This is a genomic window from Microbacterium sp. LjRoot45, assembly GCF_964253325.1.
GTDB lineage: Bacteria > Actinomycetota > Actinomycetes > Actinomycetales > Microbacteriaceae > Microbacterium.
Genome location: NZ_CAXUQM020000001.1, coordinates 12,144 through 29,055, shown reverse-complemented (window position 1 = coordinate 29,055; position 16,912 = coordinate 12,144). Strand labels below are relative to the sequence as shown.

Below are 16,912 nucleotides of genomic sequence, written 5' to 3'. Positions count from 1 at the left end.
AGCCACCCCTAGGGTTTCAGCGACTTCCTCAGGTTCAGCTCAGGTTTTGCTCAAGAGCCCGCAGTCCGCGTCTATTCAGACTCTGCAACTACCATGTGAGCACCGGTCCGCCTGCCAGAGGAGCCCCGTGGGACTACTTGACAGCTTCGAGAAGGGGCTGGAACGCGCCGTCAACGGTGCGTTCGCGAAGACCTTCCGCAGCGGTGTCCAGCCTGTCGAGATCGCATCCGCCCTGCGGAGCGAACTCGACAAGAAGGCCGCCGTCGTCAGCCGCGACCGCATCCTCGCGCCCAACACGTTCGTCGTGCGCCTCGCGCCGTCCGACGCCGAGCGCCTCGGTGCGCTCGGCTCCACCCTCGACACCGAACTGCTGCGTCTGGTCGAAGAGCACGCGAAAGCGCAGGGCTACAGCTTCGCCGGGCCCGTCTCGATCCGGCTGAACACCGACGAGCAGCTGTCGACCGGCACCCTCCGCGTCGACTCGCGCAGCGCCGCCGGCGACGTCTCGTGGCGCGGTGTCGTCGAAGTCGAGGGCCGGCGGCATCCGCTCGTCAAGAGCCGCACCGTCATCGGACGCGGCAGCGACGCCGACATCACCATCGCGGATGCCGGCACCAGCCGCCGCCACGTGGAGATCCTGTGGGACGGGCAGCGCGCGATGGTCCGCGACATGAACTCCACCAACGGCACGAAGCTCAACGGCGTGAAGGTCACGGAGGCTGCGCTCGCGACGGGCTCGGTCGTGACCATCGGCCGCACCGACATCGTGTTCTCGGTGGTGCCGCAGGCGGCGCCGGCGCGACCGACGATGTCGGCCGACGACGCGACGCGCGCGTTCGACCTCGGAGGCGGCTCATGAACTCTCTGACTCTGCTGCTGCTGCAGATCGGTTTCCTCGTCCTGCTCTGGTTCTTCGTGTTCGCGGTGGTGTACTCGCTGCGCGCCGACCTGTTCGGCGTGAAGGCGCGCAAACTTCCCGAGCCCACCGCCGCAGCCGCCGCTCCGGCCGCCAGCGCCTCGCCCGCCGCCGTGACCGCCCCCGTGGCTCCCGCGCCCGTCGCGCGTCCGAGCGCGGGCGGCATCGAGAAGGCGACCCGGGATGCCGTCACCCGCATCGTCATCACGAGCGGTCCGAAGGCGGGTCTCGAGGTGCCGATCGGCAGCGAGCCGGTGACGATCGGACGCTCGAGCGAGTCGGGCCTCGTCATCCGCGACGACTACACGTCGTCGCACCACGCGCGCCTGCTCCTGTGGGGCGAGCAGTGGATGATCCAGGACCTCGACTCGACGAACGGCACGTGGCACGACGGCGAGCGCGTGACGACGCCGGTGCCCGTCATCCTGGGCGCGACGATCAAGGTCGGCGCGACGACGTTCGAGCTGCGGAAGTAGCGGGCGCCGATCCATGGTCTTCGAGGGCTCGAGTGTCGCCATCTCCCATACGGGGAAGGTGCGATCGAACAACCAGGATTCGGGCTACTCCGGGTCCAACCTGTTCGCGGTCGCCGACGGCATGGGCGGCCACGCCGGCGGTGACGTCGCTTCGAGCCTCGCCATCCACCGTCTGAAAGACCTCGACCAGGCGTTCCCGTCGACGGCGGATGCCGAGCGGGCCCTCCGCGACGCGATCGCCGACACGGCCACCGAGCTCATCGACACCGTCGTGGTGCGCCCGGAGCTCGCGGGAATGGGCACGACGGTGAGCGCGGTCGTCATGGTCGACGACCACGCCGTCATCGCCCACATCGGCGACTCCCGCGTGTACCTTTACCGCGACGACGCGCTCACGCAGATCACGACCGATCACACGTTCGTGCAGCGGCTGGTCGATTCGGGACGCATCACGCCGGAGGAGGCGCGCTACCACCCGCGTCGCTCGGTGCTCATGCGGGTGCTCGGCGACATGGACCCCGATCCCGAGATCGACGCGTTCATCATGCAGACTCAGCCGGGCGACCGGTGGCTCATCTGCTCCGACGGCCTCTCCGGCGTCGTCGACGACGCGCACACCGCCAAGGTGCTCGGCCAGGGCCTCGCCCCCGGCCGCACCGCCGACCTTCTCCTCAAGCAGGCGCTGGATGCCGGGGCCCCCGACAACGTGACGATCGTCCTCGTCGACGTCGGCGGCGCGCACCCGGTGGTCAGCGGCACGGCCACGATCGTGGGCTCCGCGTCGACGCCGCAGGGCATCGAGGTTCCCGCCGCACGCCCGGGGCGCACGAGCTGGCTGCACCCGGGACGGCAGGCCGCCAACGAGCCGACGCACTTCGAGCCGGCCGCCGCGTTCCTCGAGGAGGTCATCGAGGAAGATCGCCGCCGCGCGCGCCGCCGCCGCATCTGGTGGCTCGTGGGCCTCGTGGTCGTCCTCGCGGCCATCGCGGCGTCGCTGTTCGGCGCCTACCAGTGGACCCAGACCCGCTACTACATCGGTCCCGACGACGACTCGGTCGTCATCTACCGCGGCATCCCCCAGGAGCTCGGCCCGATCTCGCTGTCGTCCGTCTACGAGGACACCGGCATCCTTCTCGCCGACCTCCGCGCCTACCAGCGCATCTCGGTGGAGCAGACGATCGTCGTGCGTTCGCTCGCCGACGCCCGCGCCCGTGTCGACAACCTGCGGCCCGAACCGGAGCCCGACTCCGAGGAGGTGAGCCCGTGACCGCCGAGCCGATCCAGGCCGACACCCAGGTGATGAAGGCGCTGCGCCGCATCCGGATGCCGCAGACGCACCGCAACCGCGAGCTGTGGCTGCTGCTGTTCGCGTTCCTCGTCAACGGCACCGCGACCGCGCTCGTGCAGCTGGGCGTGCTCGGCGAGATCGAGTGGACCTTCCTGTACTACTGCGGCGGCATCACGGTGCTGGCGCTGATCCTCCACGTCGTGCTGCGCTTGCGCGCCCCGGCCGCCGATCCGTTCGTCGTGCCGATCGCGACGCTGCTGACGGGCCTCGGGATCGCGATGATCTACCGGATCGATCTCGGCAAGGGGTGGGAGGGCTGGGACGCGTTCTCGCTGCGCCAGCTCGCGTGGTCGGCGATCGCCATCGCCGCCGCCATCGCGATCGTCATCGCGCTGCGCAACTACCGCGTGCTCTTCCGCTACACATACGTCTTCGGTTTCGCGGGCATCGCGCTGCTCCTCCTCCCGTTCGTCCCGGGCCTCGGCGTCGAGGCCGGCGCCGACGTGTGGGTGTCGGTGGCGGGGATCTTCTCGTTCCAGCCGGGCGAACTCGCCAAGATCGCCCTCGCGATCTTCTTCGCCGGCTACCTGGTGCGCACGCGCGAAGCACTCACGTCCGTCGGCACGCGGTTCCTCGGCGTCACCTGGCCGCGCGCCCGCGAGCTCGGCCCGGTGCTCGTCGTGTGGTTCGTGTCGCTCGGCATCATCGTGCTCCAGCGCGACCTCGGCACGGGCCTCCTCATCTTCGGCATGTTCATCGCGATGACGTACGTGGCCACCGGCAAGACCAGCTGGGTGCTCATCGGCGTCACGCTCGCGGTCGCCGGCGCCCTCGCCGCCGCGCAGGTGCTGCCGTACGTGCACGCGCGGTTCACGAACTGGCTCGACGCGTTCAATCCCGACACGATCGACGGCTCGAGCCTCCAACTCGCGAGCGGCATCTTCGGCCTCGCGCAGGGAGGACTGTTCGGCACGGGACTCGGCCAGGGACGCCCCGGACTCACCCCGCTCGCATGGAGCGACTACATCATCCCGAGCCTCGGCGAGGAGCTCGGCCTCGTGGGCCTGTTCGCCATCCTCGCGCTTTACATGGTGTTCGTGAGCCGCGGCATCCGCGTGGGCATCGCCGGTCAGGACGACTTCGGCAAGCTGCTCGCGACGGGCCTCTCGTTCACGATCGCGCTGCAGGTGTTCATCATGGTCGGCGGTGTGACCCGGCTCATCCCGCTGACGGGCCTCACGACGCCGTTCCTCGCCGCCGGCGGGTCGTCGCTCATCGCGAACTGGATGATCGTGGCGATCCTGCTGCGCATCTCGGATGCCGTCCGCTCCCGCCCGCGTGTGGTGATCGGATGAGGAAGGAACGGCGTTTCGTCTCGCTCCGCTCGCTCAACGACCGTGGGCACCTCCCGGTCGTTGAGCGAGCCGTCCGAGACGACCGTGGACACCTCCCGGTCGTTGAGCGAGGAGCGCAGCGACGAGACGACCGTGGGCACCTCCCGGTCGTTGAGCGAGGAGCGCAGCGACGAGACGAAACGGGGGTGATCGGATGACGAAGGAACTGCGACGCCTCAGCATCGTGATGCTGGTGATGTTCATGGGCCTCCTCGGCGCCGCCAGCTGGATCCAGGTGGCGGCCGTCTCGGAGCTGCAGGCGAACCCGCACAACAAGCGCGCGACATACGACTCGTACGAGGTGCAGCGCGGGTCGATCTTCGCCGGCAGCGAGGTGATCGCGTCGTCCGTGCGCAGCGACGACGTCTACAGCTGGCAGCGGGAGTACCCGGATGCCGACATGTGGGCGCCCGTGACGGGCTACATGAACCCGGTGCTCAACGCCCGCACCGGTCTCGAGCAGGCCATGAACGCCGCGCTTTCGGGTACCGGCAGCTCGCAGTTCCTCGCCCGCATCGAGCGGATCGTGAGCGGCCAGCCACCGCGCGGCTCGAACGTGCTGACGACGCTCGATCCCGAACTGCAGCGCATCGCCTTCGACGCGCTCGACGGCTACCAGGGCGCCGTGATCGCCATGGAACCCGACACCGGCCGTATCCTCGCGATGGCCACGAGTCCCAGCTACGACACCAACGCGCTCGCCTCCCACGACTCCGACGCGGTCAACGCGCAGCACGACGAGCTCGTCGCCGACCCGACGAAGCCGCTCTACAACCGCGCGATCGGCGGCGACCTCGACCCGCCCGGCTCGACGTTCAAGCTCGTCGTCGCCTCCGCCGCCCTCGCGTCGGGCCAGTTCACACCGGAGTCGACGTTCGACAACCCCGCGACCTGGACGCTGCCGGGCACGAACACCGACATCCACAACTTCGACCGGGGCACGTGCGGGCCCGGCAAGAAGGTGACCCTCGCCGACGCCCTGCGGCTCAGCTGCAACATCCCGATGGCACAGCTCGCCGTCGCCCTCGGCGACGACGCGATCCGCGCAGAAGCCGAGAAGTACGGGTTCAACGCGAGCTTCGACCTGCCGCTGACCTCCACGGCATCCGTCTACCCGATGGCGCTCAACGAGCCGCAGACCGCGCTGAGCGGCTTCGGGCAGAGCGACGTGCGCGCGACGCCGCTCCAGATGGCGATGGTGTCGGCGGGCATCGCGAACGACGGCGTCGTGATGAACCCGCGCATGGTCGACTCGGTCGTCGCGGCGGATCTCACCGAGCAGGAGAGCTTCGACAGCACCGAGTTCGGTCAGGCACTGACGCCCGAACAGGCCGAGACGATGACCACCATGATGATCGCCAATGTCCGTGAGGGCGCGGCGAGCGGTGCAAGAATAGACGGCGTAGACGTGGCCGGGAAGACCGGCACGGCGGAGCACGGCCCCGGCGATCCGTACACCCTCTGGTTCACCGGGTTCGCGCCCGCGGAAGACCCCGAGGTGGTCGTCGCCGTGATGGTGCAGGACGGTGGTGGGCTCGGCCAGAACGGCACGAGTAACGGGATCGCGGCCCCCATCGCGAAGAAGATCATGGAGGCGGTGCTGAGCAGATGAGGCCGACACAGGGTGTGAGCTTCGGCGGACGCTACGAACTGGAGTCGCGGATCGCCATCGGCGGCATGGGCGAGGTCTGGGAAGCGACCGATCACGTCATCGGCCGCACGGTCGCCATCAAGATCCTCAAAGACGAGTACATGGGCGACCCCGGCTTCCTCGAGCGCTTCCGCGCCGAGGCCCGCCACGCCGCACTCGTCAACCACGAGGGCATCGCGAGCGTCTTCGACTACGGCGAGGAGAACGGCTCCGCCTTCCTCGTGATGGAGCTCGTCCCCGGTGAAGCGCTGTCGACCATCCTCGAGCGCGAGGGCTCGCTCTCCAGCGACAAGACGCTCGACATCGTCGCCCAGACGGCATCCGCGCTGCAGGCCGCCCACGCCGCCGGCCTCGTCCACCGCGACATCAAGCCCGGCAATCTGCTGATCACCCCCGACGGGCGTGTCAAGATCACCGACTTCGGCATCGCTCGCATCGCCGACCAGGTGCCGCTGACGGCCACCGGCCAGGTCATGGGCACGGTGCAGTACCTCTCGCCCGAGCAGGCGTCGGGGCACGCCGCCTCGCCCGCCACCGACATCTACTCGCTCGGCATCGTCGCGTACGAGTGCCTGGCCGGAAAGCGGCCGTTCACGGGCGAGTCGCAGGTCGCGATCGCGATGGCGCAGATCAACGACGCGCCGCCGCCGCTTCCGGCGACGGTCGCCACGCCGGTGCAGAACCTCGTGATGAGCATGATCGCGAAGAAGCCCGACGACCGTCCCGCCACGGCATCCGCCGTCGCACGCGCCGCCACGGCGCTGCGCCGCGGCGACCTCGCCGGTGCCGCCGCGATCGTGCCGGCCATCGCCGGTACCGCGGCGGTCGACGACGTCACCCAGCTCCTCACGGGCGGACTCGGCACCGACCAGGCGACGCGCCTGCTCCCGTCGACGACCCCGATCGATCAGCCTGCGCCCGTCGACGAGCCCGCCGAGCAGAAGCGCAAGCGCAGCCCGTGGACCTGGCCGCTGATCGCGCTGATCGCCCTGCTCGCGATCGTCCTGGGCGGCACGCTCTTCGCGCTCCTCACGAGCGGCGACGGCGAACCCGATCCGACGTCGCCGGCACCCTCCTCGCCGTCGTCGGCGGCACCTCCGAGCACGCCTGTCGATTCCCCCGACCCCGAGCCGACGAGCATGAACGTCGCCGACCTCGAGCTCGAGGGGGAGACCTGTGAAGCAGCCCGCACGATCGCCGAGGACAACGGCTACACCGGCGGAGTGCAGTGCAACACGGGAGACCCGGCGCCGACGCCCGACGACGAGGGTCTCGTGTATCGCGTGCAGCCCGAGGGTGATGTGCCGTTCACGACCGCGTTGAACCTCACCGTCTACGACTCCCAGACCCCGATCGCCACGCCCACCACGCCCTCGATCGAGGGCGGACTGAACGCGAGCTCGGTCGAGGCCGGTTCGACGGTGCAGGTCGTCTGGCCGGGCTTCACGTGCCCCGCCGGCACGCAGACGGTGCAGTTCTACAACTTCGTCGTCGAAGGCGGCTCCTTCGAGAACGGCGAAACGACGTCGTCGTTCACGAGCGCCGACCCGCGCTCCCAGAACATCGTGGTCGGCGACTCGGGCACCCTGTCGGTCGCCTACGCCGTGAGCTGCACGAACGGCGAGCGCGACCGCGACTCGCCCACCTCCGAGTCCGCGACGGCGACCATCGTGCCCGCCCCCGACGGCGACGGCGGCGCCGACGGCTGACCCCCGCGCGCGTCGCTCCCGCCGTTGTCTCAGACTCGGTCGGATAGGCTGGCGGGGTTCAGCACAGGGAGTGAAGTGGCAGCAGAGGCGCGCGTGCTTTCCGGCCGCTATCGGGTCGACGAGCTCATCGGTCGCGGTGGCATGGCGACCGTCTACCGGGGTCACGACCTGACCCTCGGTCGCGCTGTCGCGATCAAGCTCCTCAAGCGCGAGCTCGCCGTCGACAACGCGTTCCGCACCCGGTTCCGGCTGGAGGCCCAGGCCGCCTCCCGCATGTCGCACCCCGCGATCGTGCGCGTCTACGACGCCGGCGAAGACGTCGAGACCGATCCCGACGGCACGCAGCACCCCGCACCGTTCATCGTGATGGAGCTCGTCCAAGGCCGTCTGCTGAAGGACATCATCTCCGCCGGTCCCGTGTCGGTTCCGGATGCCGTGCGCTACACCGACGGCATCCTCGAGGCCCTGGAGTATTCGCACCGCGCCGGGGTCGTCCATAGGGACATCAAACCCGGCAATGTGATGGTCACCGGCCAGGGCCAGGTCAAGGTGATGGACTTCGGCATCGCCCGTGCCGTCTCCGACTCGTCCTCCACCGTCGCCGAGACGACCGCCATCATCGGCACCGCCTCGTACTTCTCGCCGGAACAGGCCAAGGGCGAGCCCGTCGATGCGCGCGCCGACCTGTACTCGGCGGGCGTCGTGCTCTACGAGCTGCTCACCGGACGCACGCCCTTCCGCGGCGATACCCCCGTGGCCGTCGCATACCAGCACGTCAGCGAAGCACCCGTCCCCCCGTCCGAGCTCGTCGGCACCGTGCCGCGGTCGCTCGACGCGGCCGTGCTGCGCGCCCTCGCGAAGGATCCATTCCAGCGATTCCCGGATGCCGCGGCGTTCCGCGAGGCACTCGACGCCACGGTCGACGGCAAGGCGCCGTCGAAGCGTCAGGTCGGCGCCCTGCACAGCGAGCTGTACGGCGCGAACCCTCGGCAGGCCGCCGAGACCGCGCGGTCGCTGCGCCAGCTCAGCACCGACACCACGATGCGACGCACCCAGACCGGACCGCCCGTCGCGTGGATCTGGACGGGTGTCGTGGTGCTCGCCGCGCTGCTCATCTCCGTCTTCATCTGGGTGCTCATGATCCGCCCGACCTCAGAGATCCCGAACAGCTCCCGCGAAGTGCCCGACCTCGTCGACATGTCGTGGGATCGGGCGAGCGAAGAGCTCGGCCGCAACGACCTGGAGGGTCGGCGGCTCGAGGAGAGCAACGAGACCATCGCGGCCGGCAATGTCATCCGTACCGACCCCGCGGCCGGGACCACGGTGATCCCCGGCCAGGAGATCAAGGTGTACGTCTCCACGGGGCAGGAGCTCGCCACGGTTCCCGTGCTGGAGAGTCTCACGCGCGGGGAGGCCGCTGACGCGCTGGAGGAGGCCGGGCTGCGCCTCGGCACCGTCACGACGCGCAATGATCCGAACCTCGCCGCGACGACCGTGATCTCGGCGAGCCTCGCCGAGGGACAGGAAGTGGCCATCGGCACCGCCGTCGACCTCATCGTCGCCAGCGGCAAGGTGACGGTCGTGAACATGGCCGGGTATCGCCTCGACGCCGCGCAGCGCGAACTCGAATCGGACGAGATGGACCTCACGGCGAGCGTCGTGGAGGACCCCAACTGCGCCGGCGATCCGAACAATCAGATCGTCAAGTCGCAGTCGGCGATCGGTGATGTGCCGATCCACTCGACGATCGAACTCGTCGTCTGCACCGGAAGCTGAGTCGGCGCCGAGCGCCGAGCGGGCGCCGCGGACGGTTCAGCGCGCGTCGTCGACGTGGCGGTGCGGCGTGAGACCCGCGCCTCGGCGCGCCGCGCCGGGGACTCCGACGATCTCCAGCCAGTTGCCGAGCAGACGGTAGCCGCCCTCCGACAGCACGCTCTCGGGGTGGAACTGCACGCCCCACAGCGGCAGGCTCCGATGCGCGAGTCCCATGACGACGCCAGAATCGGTCGACGCTGTGACCTCTAGCTCACGGGGCACCGTCTCGGGCCTGACGGCCAGCGAGTGGTAACGGGTGGCCTGGAACGGGTCGGAGAGGCCGGCGAAGAGCTCGCTGCCGTCGTGGTGCACGGCAGAGGTGATCCCGTGGAGGAGTTCCGGCGCGTGATCGACCGTCGCCCCGAAGGCTTCCGCCAACGCCTGATGCCCGAGGCACACCCCCAGCATCGGCAGGCCTCGCGCCGCCGCCGCGCGCACGACATCGAGCGACGCCCCGGCATCCGCGGGCGCTCCCGGTCCGGGCGAGATCAGCACCCCCGCGTACCCGTCGATCGCCGCGGCCGCGTCGTCGATGGCATCCGCTTCGATCATCGACGTCTCCGCGCCGAGCTCCTGCAGGTAGCCCACGAGGGTGTGGACGAAGCTGTCGTGGTTGTCCACGACGAGCACGCGCAGCGTGCTAGCCACCGATCGTCGACTCCTGCGGGGTGATGAACTGCGCCACCCACGGGAACGCGTACCAGAACAGGCCGTAGAGCACGGCGGCGAGCAGCGCGATCAGGAGGATCACCCGCAGCCACACGGGCCCGGGGAGAATGCGCCAGAGTGCGCCGTACATCAGGCGTTCGTTCCTTGCGTGAGGGATGCCGGCGGGCCGTCGGCGCGGGGAGTGAAGTCCTCGAAGAGGGCGTAGGCGATGATGCGCTCGAGCATGTTGAGCTTCGGCGCGCAGCTCGTGAGCGTGAGGTAGCGGCCGTCGGCGGCGACACCGACCTGCTGCGGCACCGGCAGAAGCACCTCGACCTGCGTGTCCTGGACGTACTCGAGGTTGCGGAAGCGGTAGGTGTACCAGCCGTCCTTCGTCTCGATGACGATCGCGTCGCCGACGACGAGCTTGTCGATCGGGTCGAAGGGTGCGCCCGACGTCCATCGGTGCGCGGCGTACACGGTGTTGCCGATGTCGCCGGGCATGGCCGTGTCGGGGTAGTGCCCGATCTCGCCCTGGTCGAGGATGTCGGGGCGTGTCACGCCACCGGCGATGGTGAACTTCCAGTCCTTGCCGAAGCGCGGGATCTGCATCACACCGAACTGGTCGCCATGACCGGCATCCTTCAGCACCGGCACGACGGCTTCGGCCGTGGGGGAAGGCGTCGGCGCAGGCGTGGCGGCGGCGTACTCCTGGGCCCACGACTGCGTGAGGTCGGCGGCCTCGGCCTGCTTCTGCGAACCGATGATCCAGTCGCCGATCCACAGCTGCCACGCGACGAAGAGGAGCGCGATGACGCCGGCCGTGACGAAGAGCTCGCCGATCACGCTGACGACGGTCGCGCCGCCTCGGCGGGTGCGACGCGACGTCCGGCCGCGCGGCTCCTCCGCGTCCGGGCGCACCTGCGCGTCGATGTTCGTGTCCCCCACGTCCGCGATTCTCCCACACGCCCGCTGAGAGGACTTCGAGTATCCGGGGTGCCTGACGGTAGGATCGTGGGCATGGCACGTTCAGGCAATGACGACCCGATCGTCGAGCAGCACGAGGGTGAGCCGGCCCCGAATCCGGTCTGGTTCAAGCCGATCATGCTCGGCCTCATGATCATCGGACTCGTGTGGGTGATCGTCTTCTACTTGAGCGGTTCGCGCTTCCCGATCCCCGACATCGGGGCCTGGAACCTCGTCATCGGGTTCGGCATCGCGTTCGTGGGCTTCCTCATGACCACGCGCTGGCGCTGACCCGCTTCGACTTCGACGCCGCTCCGGTACCACCGGGGCGGCGTTCGTCGTCTCCCGCCGGGCTCTCCCACCCGCGCCGCCGGGAAGTTATCCCCACGGTTATCCACAGACTGGGGAGAATTACACCGGTGTCATTCACACCTGTGGAGGGCCCTGTGGGTGACGACCGGGACCTCGCGATTCACGAAGAACTGCCGGGGCGGGATGCCGCGGCATCCGTTCAGGTGTAGAGCACCGCAGGGATGACCAGCAGGGCCAGCAGCCCTACGCCGGTCGCTGCGAGCAGGAGCTTCTGCGTGCGCTGCTGACGGATCCCGCGCGTGCGGGCGAAGATGAAGCCCACGAGCGCTCCGACGAGACCGCCGCCGATGTGAGCCTGCCAGGAGATGTTCGAGCCGGGCAGGAACGTGATGACGAGGTTGAGTCCGAGGAGCACGGCGATCGCCGTCACGTTCACGCCGAGGTTTCGTCCGATGACGAACATCGCTCCCAGCAGACCCCACACCGCACCGGATGCCCCGACGACCCAGGTGCCGGGCGCCAGCAGCGCCACCAGCACCGATCCGCCGATCGCACTCAGCACGTAGAGGGTCGCGAAGCGCCATCGCCCGAGCAACGGCTCGAGACTGCGACCGAGCGCCCACAGCGCCAGCATGTTCAACGCCACGTGCCAGATGCTCGCGTGCACGAGCGTGACCGTGAGCAGTCGCCACGGCTGGAAGAACGGCCCCGGAATCAGGAACCCGCTGTTGAACGCCAGCGCGAACCAGATCTGGTCGCCGATGCCGGGGATCAGGGTGACCAGGTAGAAGAACAGGGTGACGACGACCAGACCGTACGTGACGAGCGGACGCGAGTCCGATGCGCGCACAGACCGGAGCATGCGCGTTCCGCGCGACGGTCGGGTCGCCTTCACCGCCTGCTGCTGATCGCGCAGGCACTCCGGGCAGATGACGCCCACCGGCATCTGCGTCTGGCACTCCGGACAGATGGTGCGCGTGCACCGCTGACACAGCACGAAGCTCTGTCGATCGGGATGCCGGTAGCAGAAGTTGTCCGGGTTGGCCCGGTAGCCGGGGGTCGTCACGCGTCGGTATCGATCAGCGGGCGCGGTCGATCAGACCGCGACGACGTCGATCGAGGAGATCACGACGGGCTCGACGGGACGGTCGCCCGCGCCCGTGCGCACAGCGCCGATCTCGTCGACGACGGCACGCGACGCGTCATCGGCGACCTCGCCGAAGATCGTGTGCTTGCCGTTGAGCCACGGCGTCGGGTCGGTCGTGATGAAGAACTGCGAGCCGTTGGTGCCCTCGGCCTGACCGGTGATCGCGTTGCGGCGAAGACCCGCGTTGGCCATCGCGAGCAGGTAGGGGACACCGAACGTGAGCTCGGGGTGGATCTCGTCGTTGAAGGAGTATCCGGGACCGCCGACGCCCTGACCGAGCGGGTCGCCGCCCTGGATCATGAAGTTCGGGATGATGCGGTGGAAGATGACGTCCTTGTACAGGGGACCCTCGCCGGGCTTGCCCGTGGCGGGGTGGGTCCACTCCTGCGAACCGTCCGCGAGACCGGTGAAGTTCTGCACCGTGCGGGGGGCGTGGTCTCCGAAGAGGTTGACGACGATGTCGCCGTGGTTGGTGTGGATCGTCGCGACTGCGGTGTGGATCGGCATGCTCACCATTCTCACATCTGTCAACCCCTGGCGTGCCCTGCGGCGTCTGGCAAGATGGGAGAAAGTCACCCAGATGAGGGAGGGCACTCGTGGGCCTCAGCCGCAAGCGCAAGAAGGAGCTCCGCAAGCTCCAGAAGAATGCCACCACCCTGTGGGAATCGCAGCAGGTACTGCTCGGCCAGGCGGGTGATGTCGCTCGCGAAGCGGGTCGTCAGCTGGGCCACTACAACCGCGAGCACGTCGTGCCGACGGTGCAGCACGGGTACGAGAAGTACGCCGCGCCGTACGTCGACCAGGGGCTGCGCACCTCCGCCAAGGTCTACAACGAGAAGCTCGCCCCCGCCGCGGGAGCCGTCATCGGCTCGGCGCTGTCGGTGTGGGATGCCGCGAACGAGAAGCGCGATGCGCTGGCTCACGGTCGCGGCTTCGGCTCGATCGACGTCGCCAAGCTGCAGAAGAACGCCGAGAAGTACGGCAAGAAGGCGGCGAAGAAGCTCACGGTGGCGGCACCGGCATCCAAGAAGAGCATGGGTGCGGGCGGAGTCATCGCGATCATCCTCGGCATCGCGGCCGCCGCGGGCGTCCTGTACGCCGCGTGGCAGACGCTCCGCGCCGACGACGAGCTGTGGGTCGCCGACGACCCGCTGCGCGCTCCCGACGCGTGACCCCAGAGTCGCACCGTTGAGCGAGCCCGAGGCCCGGTCGTCGGGTGAGCCCCGGGCCCTGTCGTTGAGCGAGCCCGAGGCCCGGTCGTCGAGCGAGCCCCAGGCCCGGTCGTCGAGCGAGCCCCAGGCCCTGTCGTTGAGCGAGCGCGAGGCCCGGTCGTCGGGTGAGCCCCAGGCCCGGTCGTTGAGCGAGCGCAGCGAGACGAAACGCACCCCCACCGCGCGTGTCGAAGACGCGGCGCGTGAGCGAGGGCTCGCGATCGAGATCCGCGAACGTCCCGCGGCGCGCAGCCTCGAGGAGGCGGCCGCGCTTCTCGGGTTGCAGCCCGCGGACATCGTGAAGACGCTCGTCGTCAAGCGAGCCGACGACACGTACCTGTTCGCGCTCATCCCGGGAGACAAGGCCATCTCGTGGCCGAAGCTGCGGGCGGTCGTCGGCGTCAACAAGCTGCAACTGCCCGATCCGGAGCGTGCCCTGGCGGCGACCGGCTACGAGCGCGGCACGATCGTGCCCATCGGCAGCACGACCGACTGGCCGATCTTCGCCGACGAGTCGATCGTCGGAACGCGCATCGCGATGGGTGCAGGCGCCCACGGGTACAGCCTGTTCGTGGATGCCGATGCGCTCATCGCCGCGTATGGTGCGACCGTCGCCGACATCTCGCAGCCGGCCGGCGGCTGACGGCATCCGTTCAGTCGGATAGTCCGGCGAGCCGGAGCGCGACGTCGACGAGCTTGACGTGGTGAAGGCCGGCGACATCGGCGAGCGCGAACCACTCGGCGCGGTCGGTGGATCCGTCGACCTCGTTGCGGAGCTTGCCGCCGACCACGCGCGCCCGGTAGATGATGCGGAGGGCGTGCAGCGGCTGATCGTGACCGCTGCGCACGCGCTGTCGCGCCGGGATCACGCGGGAGTCGATGCCCAGCAGACCGTCGAGCACGACCCGGTACCCGGTCTCCTCGAACACCTCGCGGCGCGCCGCGGTCTCCGGGTGCTCACCGGCTTCGAGTCCGCCGCCGGGGAGCGTCCAGGATGACCGCCGTCCCTCGTGCCAGTGGGCGAGCAGCACCCGACCGTCGTCGTCGGTGATGACGGCGTAGGCCGCGACGCGCAGGTCCATGCCGTCACCCTACTGGGACCGCGACGCCGAGAACGTGGCGCAACCAGCCGCTTCGCTCACGAAATGGCGACGATTCGCGCCACCTTCTCGGGCCGGGGCTAGCGTGAGCGCATGACGCGGATCTCTGCTCTCACGGCTGCCGACCGAGCGCACTGGCAGCCGATGTGGGATGCCTACCTCGCCTTCTACCGGGAGGACCTGCCCGCCGTGGTCACCGAGTCGACCTTCGCGCGACTCACGGATGCCGAGGGCGACATCCACGGGGCAGTGGCGTGGGACGACGCCGGCGGCGCGGTCGGGTTCGTGCACTGGCTGGAGCATCCGAGCACGTGGAGCACGCCGGGCTACTGCTACCTGGAGGATCTGTTCGTCGCCCCCGACGGCCGTCGCGGCGGGGTGGGGAAGGCGCTCATCGACCACGTCGTCGCGTGGGCGGCGGAGCGGGGACGGGAGAAGGTCTACTGGCTCACGGCGGAGGACAACGCCACCGCGCGGTCGCTCTACGACCGGGTGGCCCACCGCACGGGTTTCGTCCACTACGAGGTGGCCACGGCATCCGAGTGACGCGACCGCCGCGCAAGAAGGTGGCGCACCTCGCGGCATCCGGCCCGTTGAAGCGGCAGAATTCGCCACTTTCACAAAATAGCGCGGGCGCTAGACTGCGCGCATGAATCCCCGCGTCCCCCCCGCGGGCGAATCGGCGATCGCTCCTCCACCGTCGACGCCCCTGTTTCCCCGCCGCAGTTTCCTCGGCGGCGTGGCAGCCGCGTCCGCCGTCGCCGTCGCGGCGCCGCTGCTCGACGCTCCCGCCGCGCACGCGGCCGACAGTTACGACCCGATCGCGTACCAGGCGACACCGGTCGCGACCGACGAGGAACTGCACGTGATCCGGCGCTGGACCTACGGCTTTCAGCCCGCGGCGCTGGCTGCGGTGCGCGAGGCCGGCGGACCGCGGGCGTGGTTCGAGGCGCAGCTCACGCCGCAGGACGTCACCGAATCGCCGACCGCCGCTGGGCTCGACAGCTGGTGGCGGTGCATCACGGCGGATCCGCTCGACATCGTCGACCGCGATCGCAGCGGCGCAGAGCCCGCATGGCGTGCGATGGCGGCCTACGCCGGGTACGCGATGGTGCGCCGCCAGGAGTCCACGCGACAGGTGCTCGAGCTGATGACGGAGTTCTGGGAGGACCACTTCTACATCCCGATCCACGATGACGGAGTCTTCCCCTTCCGCATCGCGTTCGGTCATCTCATGCGCGAGCTCGCGCTGACGAGCTTCGAGGAGCTGCTGCAGGCGGCTACCGTGCACCCCGCGATGGGATGCTCGCTCGACAACGCCCGCTCGTCGAAGCGGTCGGTCAACGAGAACCTCGGCCGTGAACTCCTCGAGCTGCACACCGTCGGCAAGGGCGCGGGGTACGACGAAGACGACGTCAAGGCATCCGCTCGCCTCCTCACCGGGTTCCGCGTCGACACGTGGTCGTCGTGGCAGGTGACGTACGACCCGTCCTGGCACGACACCAGCCCGGTCACCGTCATGGACTTCTCCCACCCCAACACGGATGCCGATGGCCGCGCCGCCGTGCGGGCATACCTGTCGTATCTCGCTCGGCATCCGTCGACCGCGGAGCGCATCGCACGGAAGCTCGCGCGTCGCTTCGTGAGCGACAGTCCGTCGTCGGAGCTCATCGACCACCTCGCCGCGGTGTACCTGGCCAACGACACCCGGATCACGCCGGTGCTCCGCGCGCTCGTCGATCACCCCGAGTTCTGGGCGTCGTCGGGTGCGAAGGTGAAGACGCCCACCGACGAGCTGGTCTCGGTGAACCGGGCGCTCGGTGTCTCGTTCGCGAAGCCGACGGCGCAGGACACCGGCGCCATCCAGGCGCATTACATGGCGGGCGGGATCGGCGCGAGCGCCTGGTCGCACCCCCGCCCCGACGGACCGCCCCAGCTCAACGACGCGTGGGATTCCCCGTCGCGCTTCCTGGCATCCTGGGACGCGCACTGGACCCTCTCGGGCGGATGGTGGCCCACGAAGGACACGACGCACGTGCCCGCCGCGAAGCGGTTGCCCCAGCCGGAACTCACCCTCGCGGAGTTCGTCGACCACCTCTCGCGCCACCTGACGGGGCAGGCGTCCACCGCCGGCCTGCTGCAGGCGGTGTGCACCGCCACGAAGGTGCGGCCGTCGGCCCTCGTGAACGCGCAGCACTCCATCGTGCGGTGGCAGATGCCGTGGGTGCTCTCGCTCGTGCTCAATCAACCGCTCTTCTACCTGCGATAGGACCGGCGTC

Annotated in this window: 18 protein-coding genes; 12 read left to right on the top strand and 6 right to left on the bottom strand. The window is 69.4% G+C overall.

The genetic code is table 11. The annotated features are described in order from the left end of the window. Window positions 1-127: 127 nt before the first annotated feature. From ACSQ18_RS00140 to pknB, 7 genes are all read left to right on the top strand, one after another. Entirely contained in the window at window positions 128-859 is a 732-nt protein-coding gene (locus tag ACSQ18_RS00140) for a DUF3662 and FHA domain-containing protein (RefSeq protein ID WP_144806750.1), read from the top strand. Then, on the top strand, window positions 856-1,392 hold the full coding sequence (locus ACSQ18_RS00135) for an FHA domain-containing protein FhaB/FipA (RefSeq protein WP_436035040.1): 537 nt from the start codon (window positions 856-858) through the stop codon (window positions 1,390-1,392). Before ACSQ18_RS00140 ends, ACSQ18_RS00135 begins: the two co-directional genes overlap by 4 nt. A 13-nt stretch (window positions 1,393-1,405) precedes the next feature. Further along, a complete protein-coding gene (locus ACSQ18_RS00130; RefSeq protein WP_436035039.1) occupies window positions 1,406-2,659 on the top strand; it encodes a PP2C family protein-serine/threonine phosphatase in 1,254 nt (417 codons plus the stop codon). 32 nt (window positions 2,660-2,691) lie between these two features. Continuing rightward, window positions 2,692-4,035: an FtsW/RodA/SpoVE family cell cycle protein gene (locus ACSQ18_RS00125; protein WP_301040753.1), complete on the top strand. Its 1,344-nt coding sequence runs from the start codon at window positions 2,692-2,694 to the stop codon at window positions 4,033-4,035. A gap of 193 nt (window positions 4,036-4,228) precedes the next feature. After that, window positions 4,229-5,686 carry a peptidoglycan D,D-transpeptidase FtsI family protein gene (locus tag ACSQ18_RS00120; protein ID WP_436035038.1) on the top strand — a complete coding sequence of 486 codons (1,458 nt, stop codon included), beginning with the start codon at window positions 4,229-4,231 and terminating at the stop codon, window positions 5,684-5,686. Continuing rightward, window positions 5,683-7,434 (top strand): serine/threonine-protein kinase, encoded by a 1,752-nt coding sequence (locus ACSQ18_RS00115; RefSeq protein ID WP_436035037.1) that lies wholly within the window; start codon window positions 5,683-5,685, stop codon window positions 7,432-7,434. Before ACSQ18_RS00120 ends, ACSQ18_RS00115 begins: the two co-directional genes overlap by 4 nt. Window positions 7,435-7,509: 75 nt before the next feature. Next, a complete protein-coding gene (gene pknB / locus ACSQ18_RS00110; protein WP_436035036.1) occupies window positions 7,510-9,210 on the top strand; it encodes a Stk1 family PASTA domain-containing Ser/Thr kinase in 1,701 nt (566 codons plus the stop codon). Between the two features lie 36 nt (window positions 9,211-9,246). Here the strand turns inward: pknB and ACSQ18_RS00105 are convergent, their stop codons facing one another. Genes ACSQ18_RS00105 through ACSQ18_RS00095 form a run of 3 tightly spaced genes read right to left on the bottom strand, consistent with a single transcriptional unit; the run spans window position 9,247 to window position 10,845 of the window. Beyond that, complete coding sequence (locus ACSQ18_RS00105) at window positions 9,247-9,897, bottom strand: anthranilate synthase component II (RefSeq protein ID WP_436035035.1); 651 nt, start codon at window positions 9,895-9,897, stop codon at window positions 9,247-9,249. Continuing rightward, window positions 9,890-10,048 carry a hypothetical protein gene (locus ACSQ18_RS00100; RefSeq protein WP_436035033.1) on the bottom strand — a complete coding sequence of 53 codons (159 nt, stop codon included), beginning with the start codon at window positions 10,046-10,048 and terminating at the stop codon, window positions 9,890-9,892. The genes ACSQ18_RS00105 and ACSQ18_RS00100 overlap by 8 nt, the downstream gene beginning before the upstream one ends. Beyond that, a complete protein-coding gene (locus ACSQ18_RS00095; RefSeq protein ID WP_436035032.1) occupies window positions 10,048-10,845 on the bottom strand; it encodes a class E sortase in 798 nt (265 codons plus the stop codon). Before ACSQ18_RS00095 ends, ACSQ18_RS00100 begins: the two co-directional genes overlap by 1 nt. Before the next feature lie 72 nt (window positions 10,846-10,917). Between ACSQ18_RS00095 and ACSQ18_RS00090 the strand changes: the two genes are divergently transcribed. Beyond that, window positions 10,918-11,154, top strand: coding sequence for a cell division protein CrgA (locus ACSQ18_RS00090; RefSeq protein ID WP_144806743.1), 237 nt, complete (start codon window positions 10,918-10,920; stop codon window positions 11,152-11,154). A 220-nt stretch (window positions 11,155-11,374) separates the two neighbouring features. Here ACSQ18_RS00090 and ACSQ18_RS00085 read toward each other — a convergent pair whose 3' ends face one another. After that, on the bottom strand, window positions 11,375-12,241 hold the full coding sequence (locus ACSQ18_RS00085; RefSeq protein WP_436035030.1) for a rhomboid family intramembrane serine protease: 867 nt from the start codon (window positions 12,239-12,241) through the stop codon (window positions 11,375-11,377). A 30-nt stretch (window positions 12,242-12,271) separates the two neighbouring features. Further along, complete coding sequence (locus tag ACSQ18_RS00080) at window positions 12,272-12,829, bottom strand: peptidylprolyl isomerase (RefSeq protein ID WP_144806741.1); 558 nt, start codon at window positions 12,827-12,829, stop codon at window positions 12,272-12,274. Between the two features lie 89 nt (window positions 12,830-12,918). On the opposite strand from ACSQ18_RS00080, the gene ACSQ18_RS00075 reads away from it, so the two are divergent. Both ACSQ18_RS00075 and ACSQ18_RS00070 read left to right on the top strand, forming a co-directional pair. Next, window positions 12,919-13,494 carry a DNA helicase gene (locus ACSQ18_RS00075; protein ID WP_436035029.1) on the top strand — a complete coding sequence of 192 codons (576 nt, stop codon included), beginning with the start codon at window positions 12,919-12,921 and terminating at the stop codon, window positions 13,492-13,494. A gap of 259 nt (window positions 13,495-13,753) precedes the next feature. Continuing rightward, window positions 13,754-14,176 (top strand): aminoacyl-tRNA deacylase, encoded by a 423-nt coding sequence (locus ACSQ18_RS00070; RefSeq protein WP_436038369.1) that lies wholly within the window; start codon window positions 13,754-13,756, stop codon window positions 14,174-14,176. Window positions 14,177-14,186: 10 nt separating this feature from the next. Here the strand turns inward: ACSQ18_RS00070 and ACSQ18_RS00065 are convergent, their stop codons facing one another. After that, window positions 14,187-14,615, bottom strand: a complete 429-nt coding sequence (locus ACSQ18_RS00065) for an NUDIX hydrolase (RefSeq protein ID WP_436035027.1) — start codon at window positions 14,613-14,615, stop codon at window positions 14,187-14,189. Window positions 14,616-14,726: 111 nt separating this feature from the next. On the opposite strand from ACSQ18_RS00065, the gene ACSQ18_RS00060 reads away from it, so the two are divergent. After that, entirely contained in the window at window positions 14,727-15,179 is a 453-nt protein-coding gene (locus ACSQ18_RS00060) for a GNAT family N-acetyltransferase (protein ID WP_436035025.1), read from the top strand. Between the two features lie 103 nt (window positions 15,180-15,282). Further along, a complete protein-coding gene (locus ACSQ18_RS00055; protein WP_436035023.1) occupies window positions 15,283-16,902 on the top strand; it encodes a DUF1800 domain-containing protein in 1,620 nt (539 codons plus the stop codon). Window positions 16,903-16,912: the final 10 nt, after the last annotated feature.